27 protein-coding genes and 1 pseudogene are annotated in these 26,901 nt (G+C 47.3%); 15 read left to right on the top strand and 13 right to left on the bottom strand.

Features of this window, described 5'->3' with window-relative positions:
• Positions 1 to 107 precede the first annotated feature (107 nt).
• Positions 108 to 1,037 (top strand): DMT family transporter, encoded by a 930-nt coding sequence (locus tag KNQ06_RS14615; RefSeq protein WP_050677392.1) that lies wholly within the window; start codon positions 108 to 110, stop codon positions 1,035 to 1,037.
• A 163-nt stretch (positions 1,038 to 1,200) separates the two neighbouring features.
• On the top strand, positions 1,201 to 1,488 hold the full coding sequence (locus KNQ06_RS14610) for a hypothetical protein (RefSeq protein ID WP_023467290.1): 288 nt from the start codon (positions 1,201 to 1,203) through the stop codon (positions 1,486 to 1,488).
• 41 nt (positions 1,489 to 1,529) lie between these two features.
• Here the strand turns inward: KNQ06_RS14610 and KNQ06_RS14605 are convergent.
• The 3 genes and pseudogenes from KNQ06_RS14605 to yfkAB form a co-directional block, all read right to left on the bottom strand.
• Positions 1,530 to 2,684 (bottom strand): annotated as a pseudogene (locus tag KNQ06_RS14605) (MFS transporter); the annotation flags it as partial.
• A gap of 68 nt (positions 2,685 to 2,752) precedes the next feature.
• The gene (locus KNQ06_RS14600; protein ID WP_023467292.1) at positions 2,753 to 2,935 is read right to left on the bottom strand and encodes a hypothetical protein; all 183 of its coding nucleotides are present in this window, start codon (positions 2,933 to 2,935) and stop codon (positions 2,753 to 2,755) included.
• A gap of 87 nt (positions 2,936 to 3,022) precedes the next feature.
• Positions 3,023 to 4,135: a radical SAM/CxCxxxxC motif protein YfkAB gene (gene yfkAB / locus KNQ06_RS14595; protein ID WP_023467293.1), complete on the bottom strand. Its 1,113-nt coding sequence runs from the start codon at positions 4,133 to 4,135 to the stop codon at positions 3,023 to 3,025.
• A gap of 84 nt (positions 4,136 to 4,219) precedes the next feature.
• On the opposite strand from yfkAB, the gene KNQ06_RS14590 reads away from it, so the two are divergent.
• Together KNQ06_RS14590 and rlmD are read left to right on the top strand one after the other, a co-directional pair.
• Positions 4,220 to 4,432, top strand: coding sequence for an SE1561 family protein (locus tag KNQ06_RS14590; RefSeq protein ID WP_023467294.1), 213 nt, complete (start codon positions 4,220 to 4,222; stop codon positions 4,430 to 4,432).
• Positions 4,433 to 4,472: 40 nt separating this feature from the next.
• Positions 4,473 to 5,858 carry a 23S rRNA (uracil(1939)-C(5))-methyltransferase RlmD gene (rlmD, locus tag KNQ06_RS14585; protein WP_035398768.1) on the top strand — a complete coding sequence of 462 codons (1,386 nt, stop codon included), beginning with the start codon at positions 4,473 to 4,475 and terminating at the stop codon, positions 5,856 to 5,858.
• Between the two features lie 50 nt (positions 5,859 to 5,908).
• Here rlmD and KNQ06_RS14580 read toward each other — a convergent pair whose 3' ends face one another.
• From KNQ06_RS14580 to KNQ06_RS14550, 7 genes are all read right to left on the bottom strand, one after another.
• Positions 5,909 to 6,787, bottom strand: a complete 879-nt coding sequence (locus tag KNQ06_RS14580) for an aldo/keto reductase (protein WP_215148660.1) — start codon at positions 6,785 to 6,787, stop codon at positions 5,909 to 5,911.
• A gap of 32 nt (positions 6,788 to 6,819) precedes the next feature.
• On the bottom strand, positions 6,820 to 7,386 hold the full coding sequence (locus KNQ06_RS14575) for a TVP38/TMEM64 family protein (protein ID WP_215148658.1): 567 nt from the start codon (positions 7,384 to 7,386) through the stop codon (positions 6,820 to 6,822).
• Entirely contained in the window at positions 7,383 to 8,777 is a 1,395-nt protein-coding gene (locus tag KNQ06_RS14570; RefSeq protein ID WP_023467298.1) for a sensor histidine kinase, read from the bottom strand. The genes KNQ06_RS14575 and KNQ06_RS14570 overlap by 4 nt, the downstream gene beginning before the upstream one ends.
• Positions 8,774 to 9,457: a response regulator transcription factor gene (locus tag KNQ06_RS14565; RefSeq protein ID WP_023467299.1), complete on the bottom strand. Its 684-nt coding sequence runs from the start codon at positions 9,455 to 9,457 to the stop codon at positions 8,774 to 8,776. The genes KNQ06_RS14570 and KNQ06_RS14565 overlap by 4 nt, the downstream gene beginning before the upstream one ends.
• A 127-nt stretch (positions 9,458 to 9,584) precedes the next feature.
• Entirely contained in the window at positions 9,585 to 10,145 is a 561-nt protein-coding gene (locus tag KNQ06_RS14560; RefSeq protein WP_023467300.1) for a GNAT family N-acetyltransferase, read from the bottom strand.
• A gap of 230 nt (positions 10,146 to 10,375) precedes the next feature.
• Complete coding sequence (locus KNQ06_RS14555; RefSeq protein WP_215148656.1) at positions 10,376 to 11,515, bottom strand: amidohydrolase; 1,140 nt, start codon at positions 11,513 to 11,515, stop codon at positions 10,376 to 10,378.
• Positions 11,516 to 11,533: 18 nt separating this feature from the next.
• A complete protein-coding gene (locus KNQ06_RS14550; RefSeq protein ID WP_149426885.1) occupies positions 11,534 to 12,442 on the bottom strand; it encodes a TIGR01777 family oxidoreductase in 909 nt (302 codons plus the stop codon).
• A 132-nt stretch (positions 12,443 to 12,574) separates the two neighbouring features.
• Between KNQ06_RS14550 and KNQ06_RS14545 the strand changes: the two genes are divergently transcribed.
• From KNQ06_RS14545 to KNQ06_RS14525, 5 genes are all read left to right on the top strand, one after another.
• A complete protein-coding gene (locus KNQ06_RS14545) occupies positions 12,575 to 13,393 on the top strand; it encodes a RecX family transcriptional regulator (RefSeq protein WP_149426886.1) in 819 nt (272 codons plus the stop codon).
• 321 nt (positions 13,394 to 13,714) lie between these two features.
• A complete protein-coding gene (locus tag KNQ06_RS14540) occupies positions 13,715 to 15,442 on the top strand; it encodes an ABC transporter ATP-binding protein (RefSeq protein WP_149426887.1) in 1,728 nt (575 codons plus the stop codon).
• A 14-nt stretch (positions 15,443 to 15,456) separates the two neighbouring features.
• Positions 15,457 to 17,517 carry an ABC transporter ATP-binding protein gene (locus KNQ06_RS14535; protein ID WP_215148654.1) on the top strand — a complete coding sequence of 687 codons (2,061 nt, stop codon included), beginning with the start codon at positions 15,457 to 15,459 and terminating at the stop codon, positions 17,515 to 17,517.
• A gap of 60 nt (positions 17,518 to 17,577) precedes the next feature.
• Positions 17,578 to 17,898, top strand: a complete 321-nt coding sequence (locus tag KNQ06_RS14530) for a DUF1811 family protein (RefSeq protein ID WP_023467306.1) — start codon at positions 17,578 to 17,580, stop codon at positions 17,896 to 17,898.
• The gene (locus tag KNQ06_RS14525; RefSeq protein ID WP_023467307.1) at positions 17,895 to 18,167 is read left to right on the top strand and encodes a YfhJ family protein; all 273 of its coding nucleotides are present in this window, start codon (positions 17,895 to 17,897) and stop codon (positions 18,165 to 18,167) included. The genes KNQ06_RS14530 and KNQ06_RS14525 overlap by 4 nt, the downstream gene beginning before the upstream one ends.
• A gap of 45 nt (positions 18,168 to 18,212) precedes the next feature.
• Here the strand turns inward: KNQ06_RS14525 and KNQ06_RS14520 are convergent, their stop codons facing one another.
• On the bottom strand, positions 18,213 to 19,196 hold the full coding sequence (locus KNQ06_RS14520) for a metal-dependent hydrolase (RefSeq protein ID WP_050677381.1): 984 nt from the start codon (positions 19,194 to 19,196) through the stop codon (positions 18,213 to 18,215).
• 103 nt (positions 19,197 to 19,299) lie between these two features.
• Here KNQ06_RS14520 and mutY point away from each other — a divergent pair, with 103 nt between their 5' ends.
• The 4 genes from mutY to KNQ06_RS14500 all read left to right on the top strand — a co-directional run bounded on the left by mutY (position 19,300) and on the right by KNQ06_RS14500 (position 23,224).
• Entirely contained in the window at positions 19,300 to 20,316 is a 1,017-nt protein-coding gene (gene mutY / locus KNQ06_RS14515) for an A/G-specific adenine glycosylase (RefSeq protein WP_215148651.1), read from the top strand.
• Complete coding sequence (locus KNQ06_RS14510; protein WP_023467310.1) at positions 20,316 to 20,741, top strand: SRPBCC family protein; 426 nt, start codon at positions 20,316 to 20,318, stop codon at positions 20,739 to 20,741. The genes mutY and KNQ06_RS14510 overlap by 1 nt, the downstream gene beginning before the upstream one ends.
• A gap of 116 nt (positions 20,742 to 20,857) precedes the next feature.
• Positions 20,858 to 21,400, top strand: a complete 543-nt coding sequence (ntdP, locus tag KNQ06_RS14505; protein ID WP_023467311.1) for a nucleoside tri-diphosphate phosphatase — start codon at positions 20,858 to 20,860, stop codon at positions 21,398 to 21,400.
• Positions 21,401 to 21,490: 90 nt separating this feature from the next.
• The gene (locus KNQ06_RS14500) at positions 21,491 to 23,224 is read left to right on the top strand and encodes an ABC transporter ATP-binding protein (RefSeq protein WP_149428103.1); all 1,734 of its coding nucleotides are present in this window, start codon (positions 21,491 to 21,493) and stop codon (positions 23,222 to 23,224) included.
• A gap of 50 nt (positions 23,225 to 23,274) precedes the next feature.
• Here KNQ06_RS14500 and KNQ06_RS14495 read toward each other — a convergent pair whose 3' ends face one another.
• Entirely contained in the window at positions 23,275 to 24,573 is a 1,299-nt protein-coding gene (locus KNQ06_RS14495) for a glutamate-1-semialdehyde 2,1-aminomutase (RefSeq protein ID WP_023467313.1), read from the bottom strand.
• 175 nt (positions 24,574 to 24,748) lie between these two features.
• Here KNQ06_RS14495 and perR point away from each other — a divergent pair, with 175 nt between their 5' ends.
• Positions 24,749 to 25,171, top strand: coding sequence for a peroxide-responsive transcriptional repressor PerR (gene perR, locus KNQ06_RS14490; protein ID WP_369792039.1), 423 nt, complete (start codon positions 24,749 to 24,751; stop codon positions 25,169 to 25,171).
• Positions 25,172 to 25,185: 14 nt separating this feature from the next.
• On the opposite strand, the gene KNQ06_RS14485 is transcribed toward perR, so the two are convergent.
• Positions 25,186 to 25,548 carry a DUF2614 family zinc ribbon-containing protein gene (locus tag KNQ06_RS14485; RefSeq protein WP_029340912.1) on the bottom strand — a complete coding sequence of 121 codons (363 nt, stop codon included), beginning with the start codon at positions 25,546 to 25,548 and terminating at the stop codon, positions 25,186 to 25,188.
• A 114-nt stretch (positions 25,549 to 25,662) separates the two neighbouring features.
• Here KNQ06_RS14485 and KNQ06_RS14480 point away from each other — a divergent pair, with 114 nt between their 5' ends.
• Positions 25,663 to 26,532: a nucleotidyltransferase-like protein gene (locus KNQ06_RS14480; RefSeq protein ID WP_035398755.1), complete on the top strand. Its 870-nt coding sequence runs from the start codon at positions 25,663 to 25,665 to the stop codon at positions 26,530 to 26,532.
• Positions 26,533 to 26,901 lie beyond the last annotated feature (369 nt).

Here is a 26,901-nt window from a genome sequence, read left to right as displayed (position 1 = left end):
TTAACTGATTGATAATGAGTTTCATTGTCTCTAGATTATAATTATTATTATCTGTAGAATTACTATACCATGCTTCAGTGAAAAGGAACAGGAAAGGAACTAGAAAGATGCAAAAAATTTTAACCCATCGGATTGGACTCGTCGTCTTTGCGTTACTGACGACTTTTTTGTGGGGCAGTGCATTTCCCTTCATTAAAAAAAGTTATGACTTATTACAGATCACATCTTCGGAATACGGAGAGCAATTGCTATTTGCAAGCTATCGTTTCTTTTTAGCAGGTGTGTTATTACTTGTCGTCAGTGTCTTCGTCTTCAAACAGACGATTACACTGAAGGAGCGGACCTACGCCTATAGTCGTCTCGGCTTCTTTTTGACGTTCTTGCAGTATGTCTTCTTCTATATTGGTCTCTCCTTATCGACGGGAGTGCAAGGATCAATCATCGCTGGATCGACCTCATTCTTCCAGATGTTACTTGCTCATTTTCGATACGAAGACGATCGACTGAATCGATTTAAAGGACTCGCCTTATTCCTTGGATTCACAGGTGTCATCTTGGCCAACTGGCCGCAAGGTGGACAAGGTGTCTCGTTCGGTATAGGGGAAGGGCTGTTGATTGCGGCAATGGTTTCCGGGGCGTTCGGTAACTTGATCGCGAAAGAATACTCAGCACGTTATCCGGTGGCGCCGATGACAGGATGGGCGATGGTCATTGGATCAATCGGTCTCTTTATCGCAGGAGTCATTCTCGATGGTCATGTCGCACCGTTTACCTTTTCAACGACAAGTGCTTGGATGCTCGTGTATCTTGCCTTCTTATCAGCGACTGGATTTACGCTTTGGAACTTACTAATGAAATATAATCCAGTCAGTAAAGTGTCGTTGTTCATGTTCTTCGTACCGATCTATGGTGTCAGTTTATCGGCCTTGATTCTCGGCGAGACGATTCCACCGCAAGCGTTGCTTGGGTTACTCTTCGTCGTCAGTGGTATTTTAGTCTCGACGTACCTTCCTGTATGGTTTCAAAAGCGAGGTTGACGAAGATTCAGAATCGTGCAAAAATAGTTTCAATCAAAGTAACTCCCAATCGTTCATTGCTCAAGCCGACCCGTTCGGCTTTTTTCTGTACGGTCAAGTGAAGACCGATTCGGCCTTGTCTGAAAGGCTAGTGCGACTATAAAACGGAAGGAGATGAAAACGAATGGAACGGAATGAGATCGTTCGAAAGATCATTGCCACTCGTCGTCCACGTGATGAGTTTGCCCGGTTCGTCGTAACGTGCGTCAGTCAACAATTGAAGGAAACCCATGGAGATGTGGATGTGGAAATCATCGAGGCGGAGAGAGGTTACGATTCAGTGTGGTCAATCAACGGTCGAGAGGTCGTCGTGCTGCTCGAGACAGAAGAGCTGAAGCGTGCAAAAGAACAGCCGTATGCGATCGACGATAAGCTCTGGCGGAGTTTTCGGCAAGAAGGAATCGTGAAATAAAACAAAGGATCTTGCGCATCATTAGCGCAAGATCCTTTGTTTTAGATCCGGGATGATTCGTGACGTTTCGCGTATCGTAAGAGAAACGCAAGTGTCGCTAGAACCAGAACGAATAGACTGAAATAAAGCATAGCTGGAAGCAGAACGAACATGCTGCCAGCAATCGGTCCAAGGATCGAACCAAGACTAAAGGCAATCCCTGCAAGCAAGTTGCCCGTCGGAAGAAGGTGTCGCGGTAACTGTTCCGTCATATAGGCGACACCGAGCGAGTACGTCGAGCCAAGTGCCATCCCGCTAATAGCAAAAATTGCGAATAACCAACCGTATCGTTCGAAGACGAAGCAAGCGATAAGGAAAGCAACGGAGCCAATCGAAAGAACGGTTACTAACGTCCGACGTTTTCCGAAGTGATCAGCAAGTCGTCCAAGTGGAAGTTGCATGATCAACGAGCTGACGACGAATGTCGTGATCAAGGTACTCGTCTCAGATAGACCGTACCCGTTACGCGTCGCAAAAACGGGAAAACTGGCATTCAGTGTGGCTTCGAGAAAACCATATGTAAAGCCAGGAAGTAACGTGAACCAAGCAGTTGATAGGACAAGTTTATACCGTGAGGCGGCGCTTTGCAGCTCCTCCGGCATGACGGATGACGGTTTTTCGTTCGGCATACGCGATAACAAGATCAGGACGATGACAGTCAATGTACCAGTCAACACGAATGGTAGCCAGTTGATGACATCGACGAGAGGTGCCGCAAGAGGACCGAGAGCAAAACCGAGACCGAATGCCATCCCGTATAGTGACATCGTTCGTCCTAACCGTTCATTTGGGGTAATGGACGTCACCCAAACCTGTGATCCATAGTGTAACGTCTGATCACCAAATCCGACGAGGAACCGTAAAATCATCCAAGCAATGACGCTTGGAAGAAGTGGAAATAAGAAAACCGCTACTGCAACAAGAGCGAGTCCAAACGAGATGACCGGAATATAACCACGTCGTCGTAGTGGACCTTCCATGAGAGGGGCGGCGACGATGACACCGATATAGAGAACGGCAGCGCTGAGACCGTTGATGAAAGCGGGGGTTCCTTGGCGTTCAAGTAAAATAGATAACAGTGGAATCAGCAGACCTTGCGTGAATCCGGAAATGAAGACGATCGATAAGATAAGAGCAAAACGACGTGACACAAGTAACGACGACCTTTCTTTTTTCTTTTAGCATAACACGCCCCGGTCTCTGAAACGGGAGACCGGGGCGTGCTTCATTTATTTTCTTGTTCAAAACGTGTCGGACGCGGCATATGCAGAAGATGTTCGTCCCAGTCTGTCTGGTCGAATACTTCATCATGTTCGATGCTGTGTGAAGCGCGAATACCAACCATCATGACGAACAAGACCATACTGAACGTACCGATGATTGCGACAATACCTACGAGCCATTCCATCCCGGTCACCCCTTTTAGAAAAACAGAATGTGTCTACTTTGTGACATTTTTCCCGGGATGCCATCGTTCAAAACCTTTTTTTTAGTTTTAAAGCCGGCTGGACTGTTTTGTGAAATCAATCTCAGGGTAATATGCGTTTTTCACAAGCGCGTTCGGTCCAAGGCATTGCACCGCAGGGCAGTGACATGACAAGCTTTTATTCAGTTCTGTCTCTTGCCACTCGGCATAAGCATCATTGAAGGATGTCTCATGAATCGTACCTAGCGAAGCAAGTTCGTCACCGAAATCCGTGACGATGATCTCGCCATCAAAGATATTGACGTTGAGACGGGAACGTCCATCAGGGTCATTGCGAACAGAGACGTTTTTCTCTTGACGCAATCGACGATGAAGTTCTAAATCCGCCTCTTCCATCGAACAAGCATAGAAGGGGAGTGTTCCGAATAACATCCAGACGTTCGGATCCCGGACGTCAAGCAAACGATGGATCCCGTCGCGAATTTCGGGCAAGCTAGCTGCTTCGATCATCGACGCGAAGTCAGCGGGGTACATCGGATGCACCTCGTGGCGGACACAGCCCATGTCGACGATTTCCTTATGAATCGCTTCAAGGTGTGGTAATGTCCGTTTATTGATCATCGTCTCTGCAGAAACGATGACACCACGTGCATTTAGAACACGGGCATTCTCTTTCATCGTCTCGAAAAGCTTCGTCCGTGCTTCACGTGACGGTTTTCGTTCCATCATCGCAAAGCCACCATCGATGAAATCATCAGCTGTTCCCCAGTTATGTGAGATGTGCAAGACATCTAAATAAGGAATGATTAATTCGTAGCGAGATAACGGAAGTGTTAAATTTGAGTTGATTTGGGTTTTAGCACCACGTTCGTGGGCATACTTAAGTAAAGGGACAACGTACTCCTTGATGGACTTCATTGAAAGCATCGGTTCGCCGCCGGTGATTGAGAAGGCACGCAGGTGTTCGATTTCATCCAGACGTTGAATAAGTAGCTCGACTGGAATCTCGGGTGACTCGCTACTGGATAACATGTAACCGACGGCGCAATGTTCGCAGCGCATGTTACACAGTTTTGTTGTCGTGACTTCAATGTTCGTCAAACGGACCGTGCCGTATTGTTCAATGTCGCGATAAGCTTCCCACGGATCGTTCGCAATCGTGATGGGTGATGAATGTGACATAGATACTCCTCCTTTTTAGTGCTCCACTTCGTATCGTATGCTAAAATAACGTCGGAATCCAGCGGAAGAAAGGAAGTCTGAATAATGGGAAAAGCAAGAACTGATAAACTTGGTCAAATGAATGTGCTAAAATCAAGAATGCAGCTTCTCTGTCATACAATCGATTCACTCGATGAATCATCAGATATCGAAGATTTGGAACGACTGATCGTATCACTGGATCAACTCAAGGCGAAGGTCGTTCGATATGCAAAGGATATGAAAGAACAAGAAGAAACGAAAAAAGCGGTAGATTGAGACCGCTTTTTCATTTGCGTAAAGAGAAAGGATGAAATCAATGGCAACAAAAATCAAATTACAGACGGGTGAGGTCCGTTCGGTCACTTGTCTACGAATGGGAATCAACGGTGAAGGGATCGCAACACTTGAACGACAAATCGTCTTCATCCCAGGTCTACTCGTCGGTGAGACAGCACAGATCGAGATCACGGAAATTCATGCGAACTATGCGAATGCAAAAATCTTAAAGCGTGACGATCGTTCACCAGACCGTGTTACTCCACTTTGCCCGGTCTATAGTGTCTGTGGCGGCTGTCAATTACAACACATGAGTTACGATGGACAATTGCGTTATAAGGAAGAAATGCTTCGCAACGCTTTCTTGAAATCAACGAAGTTGAATGTCGAAAAAGCCGATATCCGCCCGACGATTGGTTCGAAGGAGTGGGGATACCGCAACAAGTCGCAATTCGTCGTCGGGAAACAAGGCAATGAAATCGTTAGCGGTCTCTATTCTGCGAATTCGAATCGTTTGGTCGCGATTGATGATTGTGTCGTCCAAAATAAGGATACGCTTCGCGTCAACCAAGCTGTCACGAAATTACTCAATGACTATAAAGTACCCGTATACCATGCATCAAAACAAGACGGTGTCATGCGCCATATCGTCGTCCGGACAGGAATCAAAACGGGCGAAATTCAAGTCGTGCTCGTTGCCTTTAAAGACGGCTTCCGTGATCTAGAGGGCTTATCGCGCGATATCATGGACATTCCAGGTGTCGTCTCGGTTGCACTGAACATCAATGATAAGTTGACATCACGTGTCTTCGGAGAAGAGACGGAAGTCTTGCGTGGCGTTGAACGGATCGAGGAAGAGATGGGGGAATTCACGTATCAATTGTCTCCGCGTGCCTTCTTCCAATTGAATCCGGAACAAGCAGAGCGGATGTATGAAGAAATTGCGCGTGCTGCTGCTTTGACAGGCGAAGAACGTGTCGTTGATGCCTACGCAGGTGTTGGTTCAATCGGACTTTGGATCGCTAAAGGAGCAAAAGAAGTCCGCGGCATGGAAATCATTGAAGAAGCTGTCGAAGATGCCAATGCGCACATGAAGCAATACGGATTCGACCATGCCCACTACGTCGTCGGTAAGGCAGAAGCCTGGATTCCGCGTTGGGTCAAGGAAGGCTGGATTCCAGATGTCTTCATCGTCGACCCACCACGCTCAGGTTGCGATACACAATTGTTGAACGCGATGATCTCGTCTAAAGCGAAAAAAATCATCTATGTCTCGTGTAACCCGCAGACGCTTGCGCGCGATTGCGATCACTTGATGAAAGCGGGATACAAGGTATCGTACATTCAGCCGTACGATATGTTCCCACAAACAGCGCACGTCGAAGCAATCGTCGTGCTCGAAAAAAAGAAAAAGAAAAAGTTCTAAGTAACAAGCCCGTATGCACTCTTTGAACGAGTGGACATACGGGCTTTTTATCATGTTTGCGAAAGATAACCGAACGTCGCGTCACACTCAGCGAAGCGTTCCTTCAACCGAGCAACACGATCAACAGGAAGTGGACCGCGCTCGATCAGTTGCTGATTCAGCGCGAGGTGTTCTGGTCGAGACGTACCGATGATGGCTGTCGTGATCCCTGGCTCAAAGACCGTGAAACGAAGGGCAGTTTCAAGCCAACTGGATTCCTCGAGTGGATAAGCGAGTTGTTGCGCACGTTCCCAGTAGGGCTCGACGTACTGTCCGACCGGACGCTCTGCGAATCGCCACGGGGCGTTACCGATTGGACGCTTGGCGATGACACCGTGATCTAGAAGGGTGGGCAGGACTTCATCGACACGTTGATCAAATAGATTGAATGACGTTTGGAAACTGTCGAAGCGATTCGTTTCGATAGCATATGTTAAGTCTTCCCGATCACCGGAATAAGCGATGACGCGGACTTTTCCAGCTTGTTTTGCTTGGTCAAGCGCTTCGATGAGATCTCCCTGGGCGAGAATTTCTCGACTACAAGAATGGAGGTGTACGATGTCGAGATAATCCGTTTGCATCGTCTGTAAGGCTTGATCGATGCCACCATGGACCGCTTCAAAGGTCCAGTCCTGCGTACCGGGAACATCATAGCCGACTTTCGTCGACAGAATGACGTCGTGACGACGATTCTTTAGAAATTGTCCGACGCGTTGCTCCGATAAGCCATAGCCGCGTGCTGTATCGATCAGATTGATGCCGAGATCACGTGCTTGTTCGAGTAAATAAACTGCTTCGCGATCCGTCATCTGTTCTGCGCCGATGTGACCAGCTCCGAACCCAAGCGGGGATACGAGTAGGTCGGATGTTCCAAAACGTCTTAACTCCATGAACGATAATTCCTTTCAGAAAATCTGTAGTTTTATATCGATGATGCTCGTTTTTGTTGAATACGATAGGCCAGATAACCAACGAGTGCCACGCCTGCAATCGACCATTGGATGATGGATGAGGATTGCATGAACTGATGGACGGCGAACACTTCGATTAACATGGTTGGAATTTTTCCGATCGTACTCGCAGTCAGGAAAAGTAGGATGGAAATACCACTAGCAGCACTGACGATGTTGACGATGCCAGACGGGACGAACGGTAACAGCCGCAGCAAGATGATCGTCAAAAAAGCTTCGCGTCCTTGTTGTGCTTGTAGTTTTTGTTGCAAACGAGCGAATCGATCCGGAAGTGGGCGACGAAGGGCATACCGCAGTCCTTTTCGGTAAAGTAGAAACGCACAAACCGCACCTAGGACTTCACCGATGAAAGAGAGCAATGTGCCCATCCATAGACCGAAATAGACGAGATTCGCAGCGGTGACGAACGTACTCGGTAGGACACCAAGTACACTGACGACGACGCCGAATAAGATACTAACGAACGGAGCGAACGGTCCGAAGAGTTCAAAGGTTTGGATGACATGATGTTCCATCATTCGAATCCATCCTCTTCATCCGGAAGAAGCGGTAACTCGATGTGGACAGTCGTTCCTTCTCCAAGAACGGAGTCGAACCGGATTGTCCCATCATGACGATCGATGATGTGTTTCGTGATGGCAAGACCAAGACCGGTTCCGCCATCTTTACGCGTCCGTGATTTATCGACACGGTAAAAACGTTTTGTCAGTCGATCAAGATGCTCTTCCGGAATGCCTTCTCCTTCGTCCCGGATAAGACAATGCGTCCGGTCGCCGATCGTTTCAGTCGATAAGAAAATCTGTTTTCCAGGCGGTGTGTACCGTAAGGCGTTATCGAGTAAATTGCCGAAGACTTGCTCAAGGCGGTCCGTATCGCCTAAGACAATTTGATCCGGGTCGAGATTCATGACGAACGTGACTCCTTTTGACTGGGCGATGGGTTCCATCCGGTAAATGACATCTTCAAGTACTTGACTGAAGACAAGTGGTTGTTTCGACATCGGATAGGAATCGCGTTCAAGTTGAGCGAGATCGAGTAGATCATTGACGAGACGTTGCAGACGTTCCGTTTCTCGCTCGATGATTTGGTAATACTGCGCACGCTTTTCTTCCTCGAGCGAATCATCCTGCATCATCTCCGTATAGCCACGGATGTAGGAGAGTGGTGTCCGCAATTCATGACTGACGTTCGCGAGGAACTCCTTCCGCTGCTCGTCGACTTCTCCGAGCGATTCCGCCATCTTATTTAATGTTTCTGCGAGTTCTCCGATCTCATCGTCCGATTGAATCGGAATCCGATAATCAAAGTCACCTTGTGCATAAACAGTCGAGGCGCGCTTCATGTCGATCAACGGACGGATGATCGTATCGATGATTTGTCGTCCGAAGATGACGAGATTCAAGACGATCAGTCCGATCATGAAGAAGATCATCAGGCGGAGTGGGCGGAATGGTTCACTGATTTGACCGAGTTCTAGATATAAAATCAATGTACCGACCAGTCGATTGTTTTCGATGATCGGAAATCCGGTCATCAAAATGTCCGTTCCTTCAATCGGATGGGTCCGACTGGAGACGACGGTTTCACCGTTTCGAAGTTCTTCGATATCCGCATTCGTCAAAAAGCGCAGTCCAGCTGGATTTTTCTTCAGGAAATCGATAAAGAAGACTTTCGATTCCGTCAACTCATTCGTATAAGTCATTCCATCGTAAAAAGCACCAGATAATCCTTCAGATTCATAAATGTTGATCAGCTTTTCGCCTCGGTTCAATAAGATATCTTCCTGCGTCTGAAGATAGAACCGGTCGTAGAGATAGAACGTCAGCAGGACGAATAAAATAGCGGAAAAAACGCTTGTGAACCAAATCGTGATCCAAATCCGGCGCCGGATCGTATAGCGCTTAATCATACTTCCTCGAATTTATAACCGATGCCCCAGACCGTTTGAATCGAGCCACCAGCTTCCCCGAGCTTTAAGCGAAGTGTTTTGATGTGTGTATCGACCGTCCGTAAGTTCCCGATATAATCCGCACCCCAGATTTGATCGAGTAACTGTTCACGAGAAAAGACCTTATCATTGTTTTGAGCGAACAGATGCAACAAATCAAATTCCTTACGCGTCAGACTGACCGGCTTGCCATTGACGTGGACACTCCGACTTTCCGTATCGAGTTCAAGCATACCGAGCGTTAAAGTAGCCGATTGATCAACTGTAAAGCGGTGAGAACGACGAAGCGTCGCTTCGATGCGAGCAAGCAATTCTCGAGGGCTGAATGGTTTTGTGATATAGTCATCAGCTCCGATTTTCAGACCGTGAATGCGATCGAGCTCGTCCGAACGTGCCGTCAGCATGATGATCGGAACGTTTGAGAACTCACGGATACGCATACATGCTGTCAAGCCGTCCATTTCCGGCATCATGACATCGAGTAGAACGAGATGGAATGTATTTTGTTGAATGAGATGGATCGCTTCTTGTCCGTTAGAAGCTGTCATCGTCGTGTAGTGTTCTTTTTCAAGATTCGAGACGAGAAGGTCACGCATTTGTGCTTCATCATCTACTACGAGAATGTTAAACGATTCTGGCATTAGTCTTCGCTCCATTTCCTGTAGAAGAAAGTGTTTCTTCCATAAAGATGAGTTTTCTTATTTATCATACCATTTCAAACTTTAGAAGCGCATGCGTGGACACAAAAAAGCATGAGAGACAAGGCTCTCATGCTTCGAGTTGTTGGTGATCGTATAGTGTTTCGAGCTCCCGACCATGAATGTACATGTGGAAACTAGATTTTGAGACTTCATATAGCGTGAACTGTGTCTCGCCGGCATTCAATTGCTCAAGAAGCGCAGGACGCAACTCATCCGCACAGAACGCATACGGCAATTTTTCAGCTGCTTTTTGTGACCGAATATTGCTTTTGCGAATTTTCATGAAGACACTTTCATATCCAAGCTCAAAGAACAGCTCAGAGAAGAAGGCTTCTTTCGCTAAATGATTGTATCCTTTACCATGATACGGTTTACCTAACCATGTACCGAGAAACCCATATTGTCCTTCGATATCGAGTAAACTAATCGTACCAATCGGTTGATCGAATTCATCTAGGATGGTACGTGATACGATTTCACCACGTTCTTCCTCTTCGATTGCCTGCTTTGTAGTAAACAGAAATTCATCAAAGTACCGTGTTTTTTGGCGGACGTACGGATATACGTCTTGATGCTGCATCAGTTCGAACAAATCAGCGCAGTCGCTCAGCTCCCGTTGCTTGAGCATACTTCCATTCCTCCTTTTAGGACCGCAAGAATGATTGTCGAAAGCTACCTGTCTGACTCGTTTGAACCGCGCATGGTATGCCTTCTTCAGTTGTCGGATAAGATAATATTACCTTCTTTTTTTAAAATTGCAAGAAAATAATTTTTGTGAAAAAAGATACAAAAACAAGATGTTTTCCGTAAGCGTTCAAAACCCCCGAAAGGTGCAAAAAACACCTGGCGGGGGTAGGGTTAAGTCAAGTTCAGTTGAGCGTGTTCAAAAATAATTTTTCCGTCAATCATCGTCATGAGCGGCTTCGCTAAATAGTCGAGTGGAAAGTGGCTCCACAGGACGAGATCCGCGTCTTTTCCGATCTCAATCGATCCGACGCGATCGTCCACACCGAGTGAGCGAGCTGGATGAATTGTGATCGCGCGCAAGGCGACATCGACCGGTAGACCTTCTCGTGCAGCTAGACCGGCACAGAGATTCAAGTACTGGACAGGGGTGTACGGATGATCGGTCGTAATGGAGATCTCGAGACCATGCTCATGAAGAATCCGGTAAGTTTCCCATGTCTTATTCTTCAGTTCAATTTTAGACTTTCGCGTGAAGGTTGGTCCGACCGTCACTTTTTCGATCGGTAATTGTTCCATCTCTTTTGCGACGAGATGACCTTCCGTACAATGTTCGATACGCAAATCGAGATCGAACTCTTCCGCAAAACGGATGGCAGAAAGGATATCATCTGCTCGGTGCGCATGTACACGAAGCGGCATTTTATGATCAAGGACCCGTTTGATCATCTGGTGAGCGAACGTTTCGGAAACTCGTTGTGTCCGAACTTCAAGAAAGGCTTCGCGCAACATCCCCATGATGCCCATCCGTGTCAGTTCACCGGCGCGACCAGCACTATGGACACGCTTTGGGTTTTCACCGAGCGCAACCTTCAGACCCGCGTACTTTCGAAGAATCATATCATCGATGAACCGTCCGTGCGTCTTGATGACACTCGTGACACCACCGATGATGTTCATGCTACCGGGCATGACTTGAACGGTCGTGATCCCGTGTTCGACGGCTTCCTTAAATCCTTCATCAAGTGGGTACACGCCATCAATGGCACGCAGATGAGGGGTCATCGCAAAAATCGTCTCATTCGCATCATTTCCGACGGTTCCGGTACCTTCGTCATATAATCCGAGATGTGTATGGGCATCGATGAAACCGGGTAATAAAAAGTGACCTTCTGCTTCAATGACTTGATCGTTTTCTAAGTGATCCAGTAATTCACCGATTTCAATGATTTTCCCATCACGAATGCGGATGTCCCCGTAAAAACTGTCCGAAGTAATCGGATAGATATGTGCATTTCGAATTAAGATATCCAAGTATCGTCCACCCCTGTACTAGTTTGAATGCTCGATTGCTCGCAATGCATCCTTTAGTTCAGCATACCGAAACTTGTATCCGTTTTCGAGCGCTTTTTTCGGAACGACACGAGCTCCTTCTAGTACAATCGTACTCTTTTCACCGAGTGCGAGTTCTAACGCGAAGCGTGGCGCCGGGAGCCAGTGTGGGCGATGTAAGACTTTTCCGATCGTCTGTCCGAAACGCCGCATCGTCTCCGGATGAGGAGCAGTGATGTTCAGCGGTCCTTCGACTGTCGGGGTCTCAAGTGCGAATACGAATAAATCGACTAAATCATCGATGTGGACCCAAGAGACCCACTGTTTTCCGTCGCCCATCGTCCCACCACCAAACAAGACATAGGGCAGGCGCATTAATGGGTAAGCGCCACCGGCTTTCGTTAGGACGACACCGATTCGTGGATGGACAAGTCGAATGCCAGCGTCAGCAATCGGGCGGGCAAGGTCTTCCCACGCGACACAGACATGACTTAAGAAGTCAGCGGTCGGTGGAAGTGGTTGATCTTCGGAGAATGTTTGATGCCGATCTTGTCCGTAAATGCCAACCGCAGAAGCAGACAATACGACATTTGGCTTTTGATCGAGTGCTTCAACGATTCGAACGAGCTCCTTCGTCGTGCTGACGCGACTGTCGAGAATGACGCGTTTGCGTTCATCTGTCCAACGTCCGTCGTTGATCGAAGCACCAGCAAGATGAATAAAGGCATCGACGCCTTCTAAGTGCTGTTCCGGTTTTGCGTCTTCTGTCATCCACTTGATATATGTGACATGCGCGTCATTTGCTTTCGGATGACGCGTTAAGATAAAGATGTGATGTCCTTGATCTAGTAAACGTTTCGTCAAGGCTTGACCAATCATACCGGTTCCACCGGTAATCGCAATGTTCATGTAATCCATCCTCCCTAAATAAGTAAAAGTAGCTTCTTTCCATTTGTTCCCGTTCCATGGTTTCACTCAAACATAGACCTGCCTGTTCATGATATCGTAGAACTACCGAATCAGGTTAGAGGAGGGAACGAAATGAAGATCAAACGGATTTCGACGCAGAAAAAGAACAGCGAACGATTCAACATCTATGTCGAGCGTGATGGCAAAGAGGAATATGCCTTTGCCGTAGACGTCGATATCTTAATTAAATACAATCTACAACGCGATAAGGAACTGGATGACGACTTCGTCAAGGAAGTGTTAACGGCTGAAGAACAGCAAAAAGCGTATCGTCTCTCGTTGAATCATTTATCGTACCGCATGCGGGCGACGAGTGAAGTCGTCGCCTATTTAACAGAGAAAGAGACACCGGAGCATGCGATCAAACATGCAATCGATCGATTGACGGAGCAACGCTATTTGGATGATCAACAGTTCGCACTTGCTTATACGGCAACGAAAAAAGCGACGACACCTCAAGGTCCGGGACGGATTCGCCGCGACCTTGAGGCATTGAAAATACCGAAGACAGCGATTGATGAAGCGATCGTGACGTTTACGGATGAAGAGGAATACGAAAAAGTCCTGAAGTTTTTGCGGCAAAAGCAAAAAGAGCTGCAACGGCGTTCCGTGCGGGAACTGACACAAAAGTTGCAGTTAACGCTCATGCAGCGTGGGTTTTCGTCCGATTTGATTAAAGCGGGCATTGAAGAGGTGTTTCGAGCTGAAGAAGGTGACGAAGAAGAACAAGCGGCCCTTTATCAAGCGCGCAAGTATTATCCGAAATACCGACAACTTGAACCGTTCGAACGCGAACAAAAAGTCAAGCAAGCACTCGTCCGAAAAGGATTTCCATACGGTCTAGCCGCTCAAGTCCTCGAACAAGTCAAAGAAGAAGAAGAGGCGGAGTAATAAAAGCAAGACGAAAAATTGACAATTATCCGACAATTGTGCTATTCTACGCACAGACTAAGAAAAGGAGGAACCGTCCTATGAAAAAGCCAATTGGTTTCACTCATATCCAACAGCTGAATACGACGGAGACTCTTGAGCACGTATAAGTAATTCATTTCATGTGCGAGCAAGGGGATTCGTCTCCCGAGCGCGCAGACGAACAAGAATGCATCATGCCCATTTCAAGGCATACTGATTCTCGGACTGCATCCGGAAATCCGTATGCCTTTTTGCGTGCTCGGAAAAAGTACTTCATTTCACAGTAAAGGGGGGACCCTCATGCGTTTATTTCGGCAATTGAGTTGGTTTCTAAAAGAACACAAATCATCGTATCTCGTAGCAGTCGTCTTATTGATCATCACCGGCTTCATCGATTTAACGCCGCCATGGCTAATCGGTAAGGTCATCGACGGATTGCGGTCGGGATCGATGGACCAGGCGACGCTCTTGCAGTACGTCATCGGATTAACAGTCATTTCCATCGTTTCCTTCATCTTGACGTATCTGTGGTTAGCGAAATTATTCGGAACTGCATTTTTATTAGAACGGACACTTCGGAGTCGCTTCTTTACGCACTTATTGAAACTGACGCCGACGTTCTACCAAAAGAATCGGACGGGAGACTTGATGGCGCTCGCGACGAACGACTTGAAGGCGGTCGAGCGGACAGCTGGATTTGGTGTCTTGACGCTCGTCGACTCGTTGAACATGACAGCGATCACCCTCGTCGTCATGGGGGTGGCGATCGATTGGAAGCTGACGCTCGCTGCCTTGTTACCGATGCCACTTCTCGCCTACGCGATGAATAAGCTAGGAAGTCAAATTCACGGACGCTTCATCACTGCCCAGGATTCATTCGGAACGATGAATGACCAGGTCGTCGAGTCGATTTCCGGACTGCGTGTCATCCGCTCGTTCGTACAAGAACCAGTCGATGTTAAACGCTTCGACGATGTCACGACGGATGTCTTTGAGAAAAACATGCACGTCGCAAAAATCGATGTCTTGTTTGAACCGATCATCAAGCTGCTCGTCGGTTTCAGTTACTTGATCGGCTTATCGTTCGGGACATATCTCGTCTTTACGAACGACATCACGCTCGGACAATTGGTCGCCTTTAACATCTATCTCGGGATGCTGATCTGGCCGATGTATGCCTTTGGTGAATTAATCAATGTCATCCAGCGCGGGACAGCAAGTCTTGACCGCTTAGAGGCAACGATGCGAGTCAAACCGTTGATTGCTTCGACACCGCGGGAACACGTCGAACATCCCGAGCGGATCGAGATGAACGATTTGACGTTCACGTATCCAGAGACAGCCCATCCGGTCTTGCGAGATTTGAATATGACGATCGAACAAGGAACAACGATCGGTATCGTCGGACCAACGGGATCCGGGAAAACGACGTTCTTGCGTCAATTCTTACGTGAGTATCCAATCGGACGGGATATGCTGACGGTCAACGGCGTACCGTATGAAGATATTGCGCTAGAGACGGTTCGCGGTTGGACGGGTTATGTGTCACAAGAACATTTACTATTCTCAAAATCTGTTCGGGATAACATTCTGTTTGGTGCAGGTGAAGCGACAGAAGAAGAATTGCAGGAAGCGATTCGTCTCGCATCGTTTGAAAAAGATATCGAAACGCTTGAACAAGGACTTGAGACGATGGTCGGTGAACGTGGCGTCACGTTATCAGGAGGACAAAAGCAACGTCTCTCGATCGCGCGGGCGATGTTAAAAAAACCAGAGTTGCTGTTGCTGGATGATTCACTATCAGCGGTAGACGCGAAAACGGAATCACATATCATTGATTCGATTCGATCGAATCGTCACCAATCCACGACATTAATTGTTGCCCATCGTTTGTCGGCAGTGGCACATGCGGACGAAATCATCGTCTTGCAAGATGGAATGATTTCTGAACGAGGAACACATGACAGCCTGATGGCACAAAATGGCTGGTACGCTCAACAATTCGAGCGACAAAGTGAAGAGATGTAAGGAGGTGCCTCTGCATGAATGAATTAGAATTATACCAACTCGATCCGGCACGTCGGAAGACGACGCTCCGTTCGTTGATCCGCTATGCGATGCATGAGAAACAAGCGATCTTTTTAGGATTATTTTTACTCGTACTGGCAGTCGGAGCGGAATTGACAGGTCCGTATATCGCCAAAGTCATCATTGATGAACATATCGTGGCAATTGAGAAGGACTGGGTCGAAGTTAAATCGGACGGTGCGGTCACGTATGACGGTCGTCAGTTCGCCAAAGCACAAGACGTCTCTAAAAGTCAGATCGTTCAATCCGTCTCGATCGTCCAAACGACCAACGGCTACTTTTTCGTACCGAAACAAGTCGTCAGTGGAGGAGAGCGGAAAATCAGTGGAAATACGATGACGGTCACGCGTGGAGACGACGTCTACACGTATGATAATATTCAAAAACTGACACAAGGACAGGTCTATGATTTTTATTCAAAAGACTTAAAAGCAATCGGCTGGTTGTCCTTGATCTACGTCCTTTTGCTGCTGGTAGCAGCTGGTTTGAACTGGGTTCAGCAAATCTTGCTCCAGCGATCTGCTCATAAAATCATTAAACGGATGCGTCTTGATGTCTTTACGCATCTGCAACGGTTACCGGTTCGTTATTTCGACCAGACACCGATCGGGAAGATCGTCAGTCGAGTCACGAATGATACGGAAACGATTCGCGATCTATATCTCGGTGTGCTCGCCCGGGTCTTCTCGGGGATCATCACGATGGCGGGGATTCTGGTCGCGATGTTCTTCCTCGATTATCGCTTAGGATTAGTCTCGCTGATCATCATTCCGATCGTCTATTTCTGGATTCAGCTGTTCCAGAAACTCGCGACGAAGAACAACTTCAAGGTCCGCTCCCTCGTTGCCGACATGAATGGTCAACTGAATGAGAACATCCAGACGATGCCGATCATTCAGGCTTATGCACGCGAGAAGGAAGTCCTTGCTGAATTCGAACAAAAAAACGAAGAGAACTATCAGACCCGGGCAAAGTTGTTACGACTCGATGCCCTGATGTCCCATAACTTATCCTACTTTTTGAAAAACTTGACGCTCGCCTTGTTGATTTGGGTCGTCGGCGGAAAAAGTCTGACGAATGGGTCGTTTTTATCGCTCGGGATCTTATATGCGTATATCGATTACGTGTCCCGTTTATTCGAACCCGTCACCCAAATCATGAATCAGCTGTCACCACTACAACAAGCACTCGTTTCAGCGGACCGGATGTTCCAGTTGCTCGACGAAAAGGGAGAGCCGGTCGAACAAGGTCGCGTTGCTCGGTTTAAAGGAGCGGTGTCCTTCAAGGACGTCGAATTTAGTTATGAAGCGGGAAATCCCGTGTTACGTGAAATTCAAATCGATGCTCGTCCTGGCGCGACAATTGCTCTTGTCGGACACACGGGTAGTGGGAAAAGTTCGATCATGAACCTGCTGATGCGTTTCTATGATCCGTCAAAAGGACAGTTGTTGATTGACGGACAGGACGTGACGCGTTTGCCGAAACAAGCGGTCCGTGAGCATATGGGCATCGTCCTACAGGATCCGTTCCTCTTCACAGGAACGATTCGCTCGAACATCACACTTGGCAATCCTGACATTTCCGAGGAACGTGTTCGCCAAGCGATCGAAGCCGTCGGCGCGGATCGGTTCATTGATCGTTTACCGAACGGACTCGATGAACCAGTCATCGAAAAAGGTGCCACGTTATCAGCGGGTGAACGACAGTTGATCAGTTTTGCCCGTGCGTTAGCGTTCGATCCTGCGATCCTAGTTCTTGACGAAGCGACAGCGAGCGTTGACTCGGAAACGGAAGCGGTCATTCAGGATGCCTTGCTGACGTTGACGAAAGGGCGGACGACGTTCATCATCGCCCACCGCTTGTCGACGATCAAGGATGCGGATGAGATTCTTGTTCTCGATCATGGTCGGATCGTCGAGCGAGGATCCCATGATGTGCTCCTCGCAGCATCCGGTATTTATGCGAAAATGTATGCGTTACAAAGTAAACGGAATCTTGAATTGAAATCAAGCTAATCCATCCAGTTTCTCCTCCTTTTCGTTTATACTGAAAAACGAAGAGGGGGAGTTTTTGTAATGGAGACACGGATGAGTCAATTATCGAAATACGAGCTTGAGATGTTGATCACGAAATTAAGTGAACAAAAACGAAAAGCGGAGCAACATGGGAATGTGAGTGAAGTGGAAGTCGTGACGCGAAAAATCGCCATTGCGAAAAGTTATTTGATCGATCCAGCACGATTCGAACGGGGAGCCTTTTACCGAATCGAAGGAGAAGAGGCACGATTTGAGTTACATTTCGTCAATGGGGTCATGGGCTGGGGACATTTTGAAGGAACCGCTCAGGAAGTCGCGATTCCGCTCGCGTTATTTACAGGAGAGGGAGAACAGACATGACGAATCGAGAACAAGCCCTTCAGCAATTGGCTGAAGAATTATTGCAAGTAAATGAAGTACTGACACCGGAAGAAGCACTGACGTGGGTGGAAGTGCTTTGGGAAGATTTCGAAGCGACACTCGCGCGCGCAGGTGAGAAATATCAAGGTGAAGCCGTCGCAGTTCATTTCGTCGAACAACAGATTAAACAGCACGGGGCAATGTTACACCGGTTTAATACGACGAACGAAAAATTCAAGCATTTGATGACAGGTCGAAACGTCGAATGAAAAAAGCTCCGCACATCGGGATTTCCGTTGCGCGGAGCTTTGTCTTTATAATGCAGGGATGAACAGTTTTTTCTGCAAGGTCCGTTCGCTGAAGACCCAGCCGGTATAGGAGCTGACGATTTCTTGTGTAGCAGCGTCGATTCTGACGACGGCAACGAATGGATAGACTTCCTTCGTGAAGTAACGTAAGTTCGTAAAGCGGTATTCGACAATACCGTCCTTTCGTGAGACCGTATACGTATGAATCTTCGAAAACTCAAGAAACGCTTGCAAGTCAGCGTTTTGTTTGACGATTTCGTACAAGGCGTCACCGTGTGGTTCGTCCTTGATGCGGAAGTTTCCACATTCGACGACCGTTCCACTATTGATCTTAACGACGGAATACTCATCGCGTAACCGTGCCGCGACATGCCACTCATCCCATTTCATGCCAGGTGAGATGAACAGTTTATGCGCACCACGATAATAGCGTGCTGCGGTCGCGAGTGCATCGTTTCGTAACTTAAACTGCACAGCGTAATAGATGATGACGATGGCAATCAAAATCGGGAAGATGACGATCGTCGCTCTCGTTAGTAGCCAAATCCCGAACGCGGCATAATACATCGCGAACAGATACGGATCAAATGTGTTGATGACGCCCCAACCAATCCAGGATTGTTTGAACGGATGTAAAGCTTGTGTTCCATAAGCGTTAAACAGATCGACGAAGACATGGAGGGCGACAGCGATCTGCGCCATCAGCCATAATGAAGTCGGAGGTACACCAAACAATGTACCGATGACGATTGAAAGTAATAATGGCCAGGCGAGCAAAGCAATCAACCCGTGCGATTTTCCGCGGTGTTGGCGCAAGTAGGCGCTGTTTCCTTTGAACTTGAAGACAGTGTCGAAGTCCGGTGCATGTGAGCCGACGAGCGCCGTCGTCGTCACGGCAGCAAACATCGTCGTGCTCGCTGCGACGTCAGGGTGTAGCGTCGAGATGGCGGCGAGACAAAGTCCCATGCCGATATGCGTACCAGTATCCAATGCCAATTCGCTCCTTCTATAAAATCATGATGGTTGATCCATCGTGGTTCTGCCGAGTAATTTTTAATAAATATATCGTATTCAAGAGAAAAGAGGTAACCTTTTGACTGTCGTTCAAGAATATTTCACAAACTTTAATAAAACACAATTTACCACAGAACTGATTGCCTGGTTCCTTCGTGAACAGCGAGATCTCCCATGGCGAAGAACCAAAAACCCATATCATATCTGGATTAGTGAAACCATGCTCCAACAAACGCGCGTCGATACGGTCATTCCGTATTATGAGCGCTTCACGAAACGTTTTCCGACACCACATGATTTAGCGCAAGCGGATCAAAGTGAAGTGCTCAAGCACTGGGAGGGCTTAGGGTACTATTCCCGTGTCAAGAATCTTCAAATCGCGGTTCAGGAAGTTGTTGAAAAATATGATGGAATCGTTCCGGACGAAAAGGAATTGTTCAGTCAGCTGAAGGGCGTTGGTCCGTATACGACAGGAGCGGTTCTATCGATTGCTTATGGGCAAGCAGAACCGGCAGTAGACGGAAACGTGATGCGCGTCCTCTCGCGTGTACTTGGGATTTATGAAGACATCGCTGCGCCGAAGACGCGGAAATTGTTTGAAGCAGCAGTTCATCAATTGATTGATCCGGCTGATCCGTCAAGTTTCAATCAAGGCTTGATGGAACTCGGTGCGATGGTCTGTACGCCAAAGTCTCCGATGTGTGGACTCTGTCCTGTTCAAGACGTTTGTTTCGCATATGATCGAAATGCACAGGAAGAACTACCTGTGAAGACGAAGAAAGGGAAGACGCAAATTATTCCGTATGATGCTCTCGTCTATGAAACGAACGGAAAAATCGCAATTGAACAACGAGCAGAAACGGGTTTGCTCGCAGGTATGTGGCAATACCCACTTCGAGAAGCAGAAGAAGATCGTAATGGGACGCTTGTCGGTCACGTCCGACATATCTTCTCACACCGGATTTGGGAAATTGCCGTCTATCGCGTGACGGAACAGCCGGACCAGACAATACTGGTTGATCAGGAAACGTATGCGACGCATCCGGTATCTGTCGCGCAAATGAAGATTGATCGACTATTAAAGGGGGAGATCTAATGCATACTTTTCGTTTTGAGACACGTGTCGATACATCAAAGGAGCAAGCGTGGGATTTTTTAAGTGACGCCAAGGCCTTAAGTCGATTGACGGTATTTCCGCAAGTGAAGACGTCGGGTGATACACGGACGCGAGCAGGAAATACGATTCGTCTGCGCGTTGGTGTTCCTCCACTATTTGTCTCGTGGACGTCTTGGATTCCTTTCGTAGAAGAATATGTCTTCGTCGATGTCGGTACAAAAGTTCCGTATCCATTCCGGGCATGGTGCCACGTGCACCGAGTCGAAGAACGTGAATCTGGCGTCTATTTCGTGGATGAAGTGACGTACGCATCGTTCTTGCCAGCCTTCGTCATTGAAGCATTCATCTTGAAACCGATGTTCAAACAACGAAAAAATGCGATTTTGAATCACTTTCAAGCCTGAATTCCGTCATTTTTCTGAAAAAATACCCTTTCGTTTTTCATGCGTTCTGAAAATGGGTATAATAAGCACGAGAGTATAACAGAATGGAAGAAAAACGCTTTAGAAAGGAGTAGCACATGAGTCGATTCCCAAAAGAAAGTAGCAAGATTGAGATTCAAAGTTTCAAACATAACGGGAGCTTACACAGAGTTTGGGAAGAAACGCTCGTGCTGAAATCGACGGAAGAAGAATTGATTGGGTTCAATGACCGCATCATGGTCAGTGAATCGGATGGTCGTCAGTGGCGAACGCGAGAGCCTGCAATCTGTTACTTTTCAACAGAACTCTGGTTCAATGTCATTTGTATGATTCGGGAGGATGGCATTTACTATTACTGCAATCTTGGATCACCTTCTACGTTCGATGAGAAAGATCGAGCAGTCAAGTACATTGATTACGATTTAGATATCAAAGTGTATCCGGACATGTCCTACATGATCCTCGATGAGGACGAGTATGAGAAGCATCGCCGCGAGATGAACTATCCGAAGGCAATCGATCGTATTTTGAAAGACAATGTCCAAATCCTGATTCAATGGATCCGCAGTCGGAAGGGTCCATTTAACCCGGCTTTCGTGGATATGTGGTATCGTGAATATGAAACAAGATATCGGAGATGATGGTTCGCCATCGTCTTTTTTTAATTGAAGGAAGTGAAACACGTGGCAACACAAGCAAAACGTAAGAAACAAGGTTCGATCCGCCGCTATATGGCGTTCGTCAAGCCGTATCAAAAACAGATTCTCCTGACGGTTTTCGTTGGGATCATCAAGTTCTCGATCCCACTTGGACTTCCGTTGTTGTATAAGTACATCATCGACAATATCCTAACTGGAAACACGATGCCGATGGCGGAAAAAAGTAAACAATTGGCGTATTTGATTGGAGCGGGTGTCTTCATCTTCTTGATCGTCAAGCCACCGCTCGAATACGTCCGTCAATACCTCGCGCAATGGTCCGCGTCGAAGATTTTATTTGACGTACGGAATCGATTGTTTGATCATGTTCAGAAATTATCGCTTCGTTTTTATTCGAATACGAAAACCGGAGAAGTCATCTCGCGAATCATCAATGATGTCGAGCAGACGAAAGACTTCGTCGTCACGGGATTAATGAACCTATGGCTTGATATGATCACGATTTTCATCGCGATCGCTATCATGTGGACGATTGATCCGAAGTTGACGCTCGTCGCCATTATTCCATTACCATTCTACGCCCTCGCCGTTAAGTTCTTTTACGGTCGCTTACGCGGATTGACACGGGAACGTTCGGCAGCACTTGCGGAACTACAAGGTCATTTGACGGAACGGGTCAACGGCATGGCAGTCATTCGTAGTTTTGCACTCGAACCGCACGAGAACAAAGCGTTCAAACATCAAAATGATGGGTTCTTAAAAGCGGCGCTGCGTCAAACGAACTGGAATGCGCGGACGTACGTCGTCGTCTCGACGATTACGGACTTCGCACCGATCCTCATTTTCGGGACAGCGGCGTTCTTCGTCTTGAACGATCAAGTGACGCTCGGGACGATGGTTGCGTTCATTGGTTACATCGATCGCCTGTATGCGCCGCTCGGTCGTCTCGTCAACTCCTCAACGACGTTGACGCAGTCGATCGCTTCGATGGACCGGATGTTTGAGTTTTTAGATGAGCCGTATGACATCACGGAAAAACCGAATGCACGCGATCCAAAAGATGTCCGCGGAAACGTTCAGTTCGAAAACATCAGTTTCGCTTACGAAGAAGGCGGCGAGCTAGCAATTGATCGCTTAACGCTTGACGTTCAGGCAGGTGAACGGATTGCTTTCGTCGGGATGTCAGGTGGTGGGAAATCGACGCTCGTCAGTTTAATTCCACGCTTCTATGATGTGTCTGCCGGTCGGATCACGCTTGACGGCGTTGATATTCGTGACTTGAAGTTGCGTGGTCTTCGCGATCAGATCGGGATGGTCATGCAGGAGTCAATTCTCTTCAGTGAGTCGGTTCAGATGAACATTAAGATGGGGAATCCGGAGGCGACGGATGAGGAAGTCATCGCAGCGGCAAAAGCAGCGAATGCCCACGAATTCATCGAACGATTACCAAACGGTTATCATACGCCGGTCGGTGAACGAGGCGTTAAGTTATCAGGTGGTCAAAAGCAACGTCTAGCCATCGCTCGGGTCTTCTTGAAGAACCCGCCGATTCTGATTTTGGATGAGGCGACGAGTGCGCTCGATTTAGAGAGCGAAGCGATGATTCAAGATTCGTTAGCGCGTCTCGCGAAAGGACGGACGACGTTTACTGTCGCGCACCGTTTATCAACGATTACCGATGCCGATAAGATCGTCGTCATCGAAAATGGTCAAATTACGGAAATCGGTACACACGAAGTCCTCATGCAAAAACGGGGTGCGTATTTCGAACTATATGCCATTCAAAATCTGGAACTCGTCGAATAACACAAAAGCAGCGATCCTCGTGAGGGTCGCTGCTTTTTTAGGAGGAAGACTTAGAGTCGAGCAAAGGCACGATCGACTGCTGCGATCGTCTCTGTGATGTCGGCTTCCGTATGTTCCGTCGTCAAGAACCACGCTTCGTATTTCGAAGGGGCAAGGTTGACGCCTTCTTCTAGCATCAATTTGAAGAAACGTCCGAACATCTCGCTATCTGCACGTTCTGCACCATCGTAATCGATGACTGTTTCATCCGTGAAGTAGACCGTCATGGCACCTTTTAGACGGTTGATCGTAATCGTGACGTCATGACGTTTTGCTGCTTCTAGCACACCTTGTTCGAGTAAGGCGCCAAGGTGATCGAGTTGTTCATAGACACCAGGCTGCTCAAGTAATTCAAGACAAGCGATACCGGCAGCCATGGATGCTGGGTTACCAGCCATCGTTCCTGCTTGATAAGCCGGACCGAGTGGTGCGACGTGTTCCATGATTTCTTTACGACCGCCATAAGCACCGATTGGTAATCCACCACCGATGATTTTGCCGAGTGCCGTCATATCGGGGCGGATATCGAGTAACTCTTGTGCACTGCCGTACGTGAAACGGAAGGCTGTGATGACTTCATCATAGATGACGAGTGCGCCGTGAGCATGCGTGATTTCGTTGACTGCAGCAAGGAATCCAGGTTGCGGTTCGACGATACCGAAGTTTCCGACGATCGGTTCAACGAGTACACAAGCGACCTGATCGCCCCATTGTTCCATGATTTGACGATACGATTCGATATCATTGAACGGTGTCGTAATGACTTCTTTTGCCGTCGCTTTCGTGACGCCGGCTGAATCTGGGGAACCAAGTGTCGCTGGTCCGCTTCCTGCTGCAATCAGCATCAAATCCGAGTGACCGTGGTAACACCCACTGAACTTCACGACGAGCTCACGACCCGTATACGCACGTGCGACACGAATCGTCGTCATGACAGCTTCGGTTCCCGAGTTCGTAAAGCGTACTTTTTCAAGCGATGGGATCGCTTTTTGTAGTTTATGTGCAAAGTCGATTTCTAGACGGTGTGGTGTGCCGTAAAGAAGACCGTTTTGGGCAGCATGGGTGATCGCTTCCGTAATGTGAGGGTGACCGTGTCCCGTGATGATCGGACCATAGGCTGCTAAGTAATCGATATAGCGATTGCCATCGACATCGTAAAAGTAAGCACCTTCTCCGCGTTCCATATAGACAGGTGCGCCGCCGCCGACGGCTTTGAATGAACGGGATGGGCTGTTGACGCCACCAACGATACACTCTTGTGCGATTTCATATAACGCCTCTGAAGTAGGACGTGTAGTGTGGGTAGACATGAGGATTCCTCCAATCGATGATTCGTGAAAGATATCACGATATGATTGTATCATGGACGTCAAATCCGGTGCAGAGCCGTTGACGGAATGCCTATTTGTAGGTAGACTAATTATAAAGATTACAATCTGATAATCAATGAAAGATAGAAATGAGGGGATGGACGTGGCTAACGAAATGCTGGATGACGCCGTGAAGTCACTTCGGGAATCAGGCGTTCGAATGACACCACAACGTCACGCGATTTTGGAATATTTAACGACGGGACACACGCATCCGACAGCGGATGAGATTTATCGTGCACTCGAACATCGTTTTCCAAACATGAGTGTGGCGACTGTATATAATAACTTACGCGTGTTTCGAGAAAAGGGAATCGTTGAGGAAATGAATTACGGAGACGCTTCAAGTCGCTTCGACTTCGTTACGACACGTCATTACCACATGATCTGTGAAAATTGCGGAAAGATCGTTGACTTCAACTATCCTGTGCTCGATGATGTCGAAACGGTTGCGGCGCACTTAACAGGCTTTAAAGTCGATCGTCACCGATTAGAAGTGTACGGAACTTGCCCGGACTGTCAATCGAATGTCCAATAAAAAAACGAGCTGCCTTAGCGGGGAGCTCGTTTATTGTGTTTATTATATTTTTCATCGAATTCTTTACCTTCAAGAGATGGATCCATCGTCAGTGGTTCATCGCAATGCATACATAAGTCGACGCGACCAAGGACCTTTGTTTCTTTTCCGCAATTCGGACAAGTGACGACAGCTGCCTTCGTTGATGTCAGACCAATCAAGAAATAGAGTGCCGTACTGGCAAGAACCATGACGAAACCGAGAAGCATGAGTAAGACCATGATGATTTCAAATTGTTTGAGTAATAGACCGCCATACATGACGAGCATCCCACCGAACACAAGAAACATAGCAAGGTTTCGCGCGCGGTTTATTTTATTTTTACGTTGTTTTTTCAAGTGAATTCCCCCTGTTGTCAGTCTAGCATAAGAAGTGCAACTGTCTGAAGGAGGAAAGCTTGTTTTTTTGTCGAAAATGGTAACGACGAGTTCGTATAGAAGGGTGAGAAGTACATGGAACAAGCAACACGAACGATTTATTCGGAATACGCGGCTTATCGTGAAACACAAGGGATCATTGCTGTTGAGAAACGGCAACCACGGGATTCCTTGACGGATCAATTTGATACACTTCTTGTCGTCATCACGAGAGACCCAGAAGTCGAGTGGACGATCAAACATTATCGACTGAATACACTAAAGGTGTCATTACACCTCGTACATGAAGATGTCTTATCACGCTGGATTTTGTTAAATGCCAATCGACGTGCGATTCACTGGATTGCAGAAGGAACGATCGTTTTCGAACGGAACGATTATTTAGTTGACTTAAAACGGCAACTCTTAAACTTTCCTGATGAGGAAAGATGTCTACAGATGACGATCTCATTCGCTAAACTTTTGCGTCGTTTCCAAGACGGTAGGAACTTGTTCAGTCGCGGACATCATTATGATGCCTATACACACGTCCATCATGCATTACATCATCTCGCGCGATTATCGGTCCTTGAAAAAGGAAAACATCCCGAGACAGTCGTCTGGGAACAAGCGCGACTCGATGATCCGGATGTCTATAAACTATATGAACAATTATTGATGAGTGAAGAGACATTAGATCAACGTATTCACCTCGCCTTGATCGGACTTGAGCATCTTCTGCAGTCGAAGGTCTTATCGGGAGGACGCTATTTATTTGAAATCATGCGTGAGCGGACAAGTCCTTGGACGATGTATGAATTGATGGAAGAAGAGCGACTACAAGAAGTCAAAGTGGATTTAAGTAGTCTGATTGATTTCTTCATGCGAAAAGGTCTAATCAGGATTTCGTATCAAACAACTAAAGGAGCAGGGGTCGAACTCGTAACGTATGAGCCGGTCGTATGACGATCGGCTTTATTTTTTTCTGTATGTTGTTTTGGCTATATATAGAAGGGAAAAGATTTTAAAAGTTTTTTTAGAAAAACTATTGACGGTATTATACCGAGATAGTATATTAATACATGTCGACAGGGCAACACGCACTGGACGGTGACGAGAAAGAAAAAAGATTTCAAAAAGAGATTGACGCTTAAGTTATTCCGTGATATCTTATTAAAGTCGCTGAAAACGACACGACGAACTTTGAAAACTGAACGATGAGGCAAAAAACGTATTCTATGGAATGCAAAAACGAATGAAGCGCAAGCTTCGTCAATCGTGACTTCGGTCACAAAAACGAGCAAGTCAAACACTTCATGGAGAGTTTGATCCTGG

The organism is Exiguobacterium sp. s91 (assembly GCF_018618915.1).
Classification (GTDB): Bacteria; Bacillota; Bacilli; order Exiguobacteriales; family Exiguobacteriaceae; genus Exiguobacterium_A; species Exiguobacterium_A abrahamii.
This window is presented reverse-complemented; position numbering and strand designations above follow the sequence as displayed.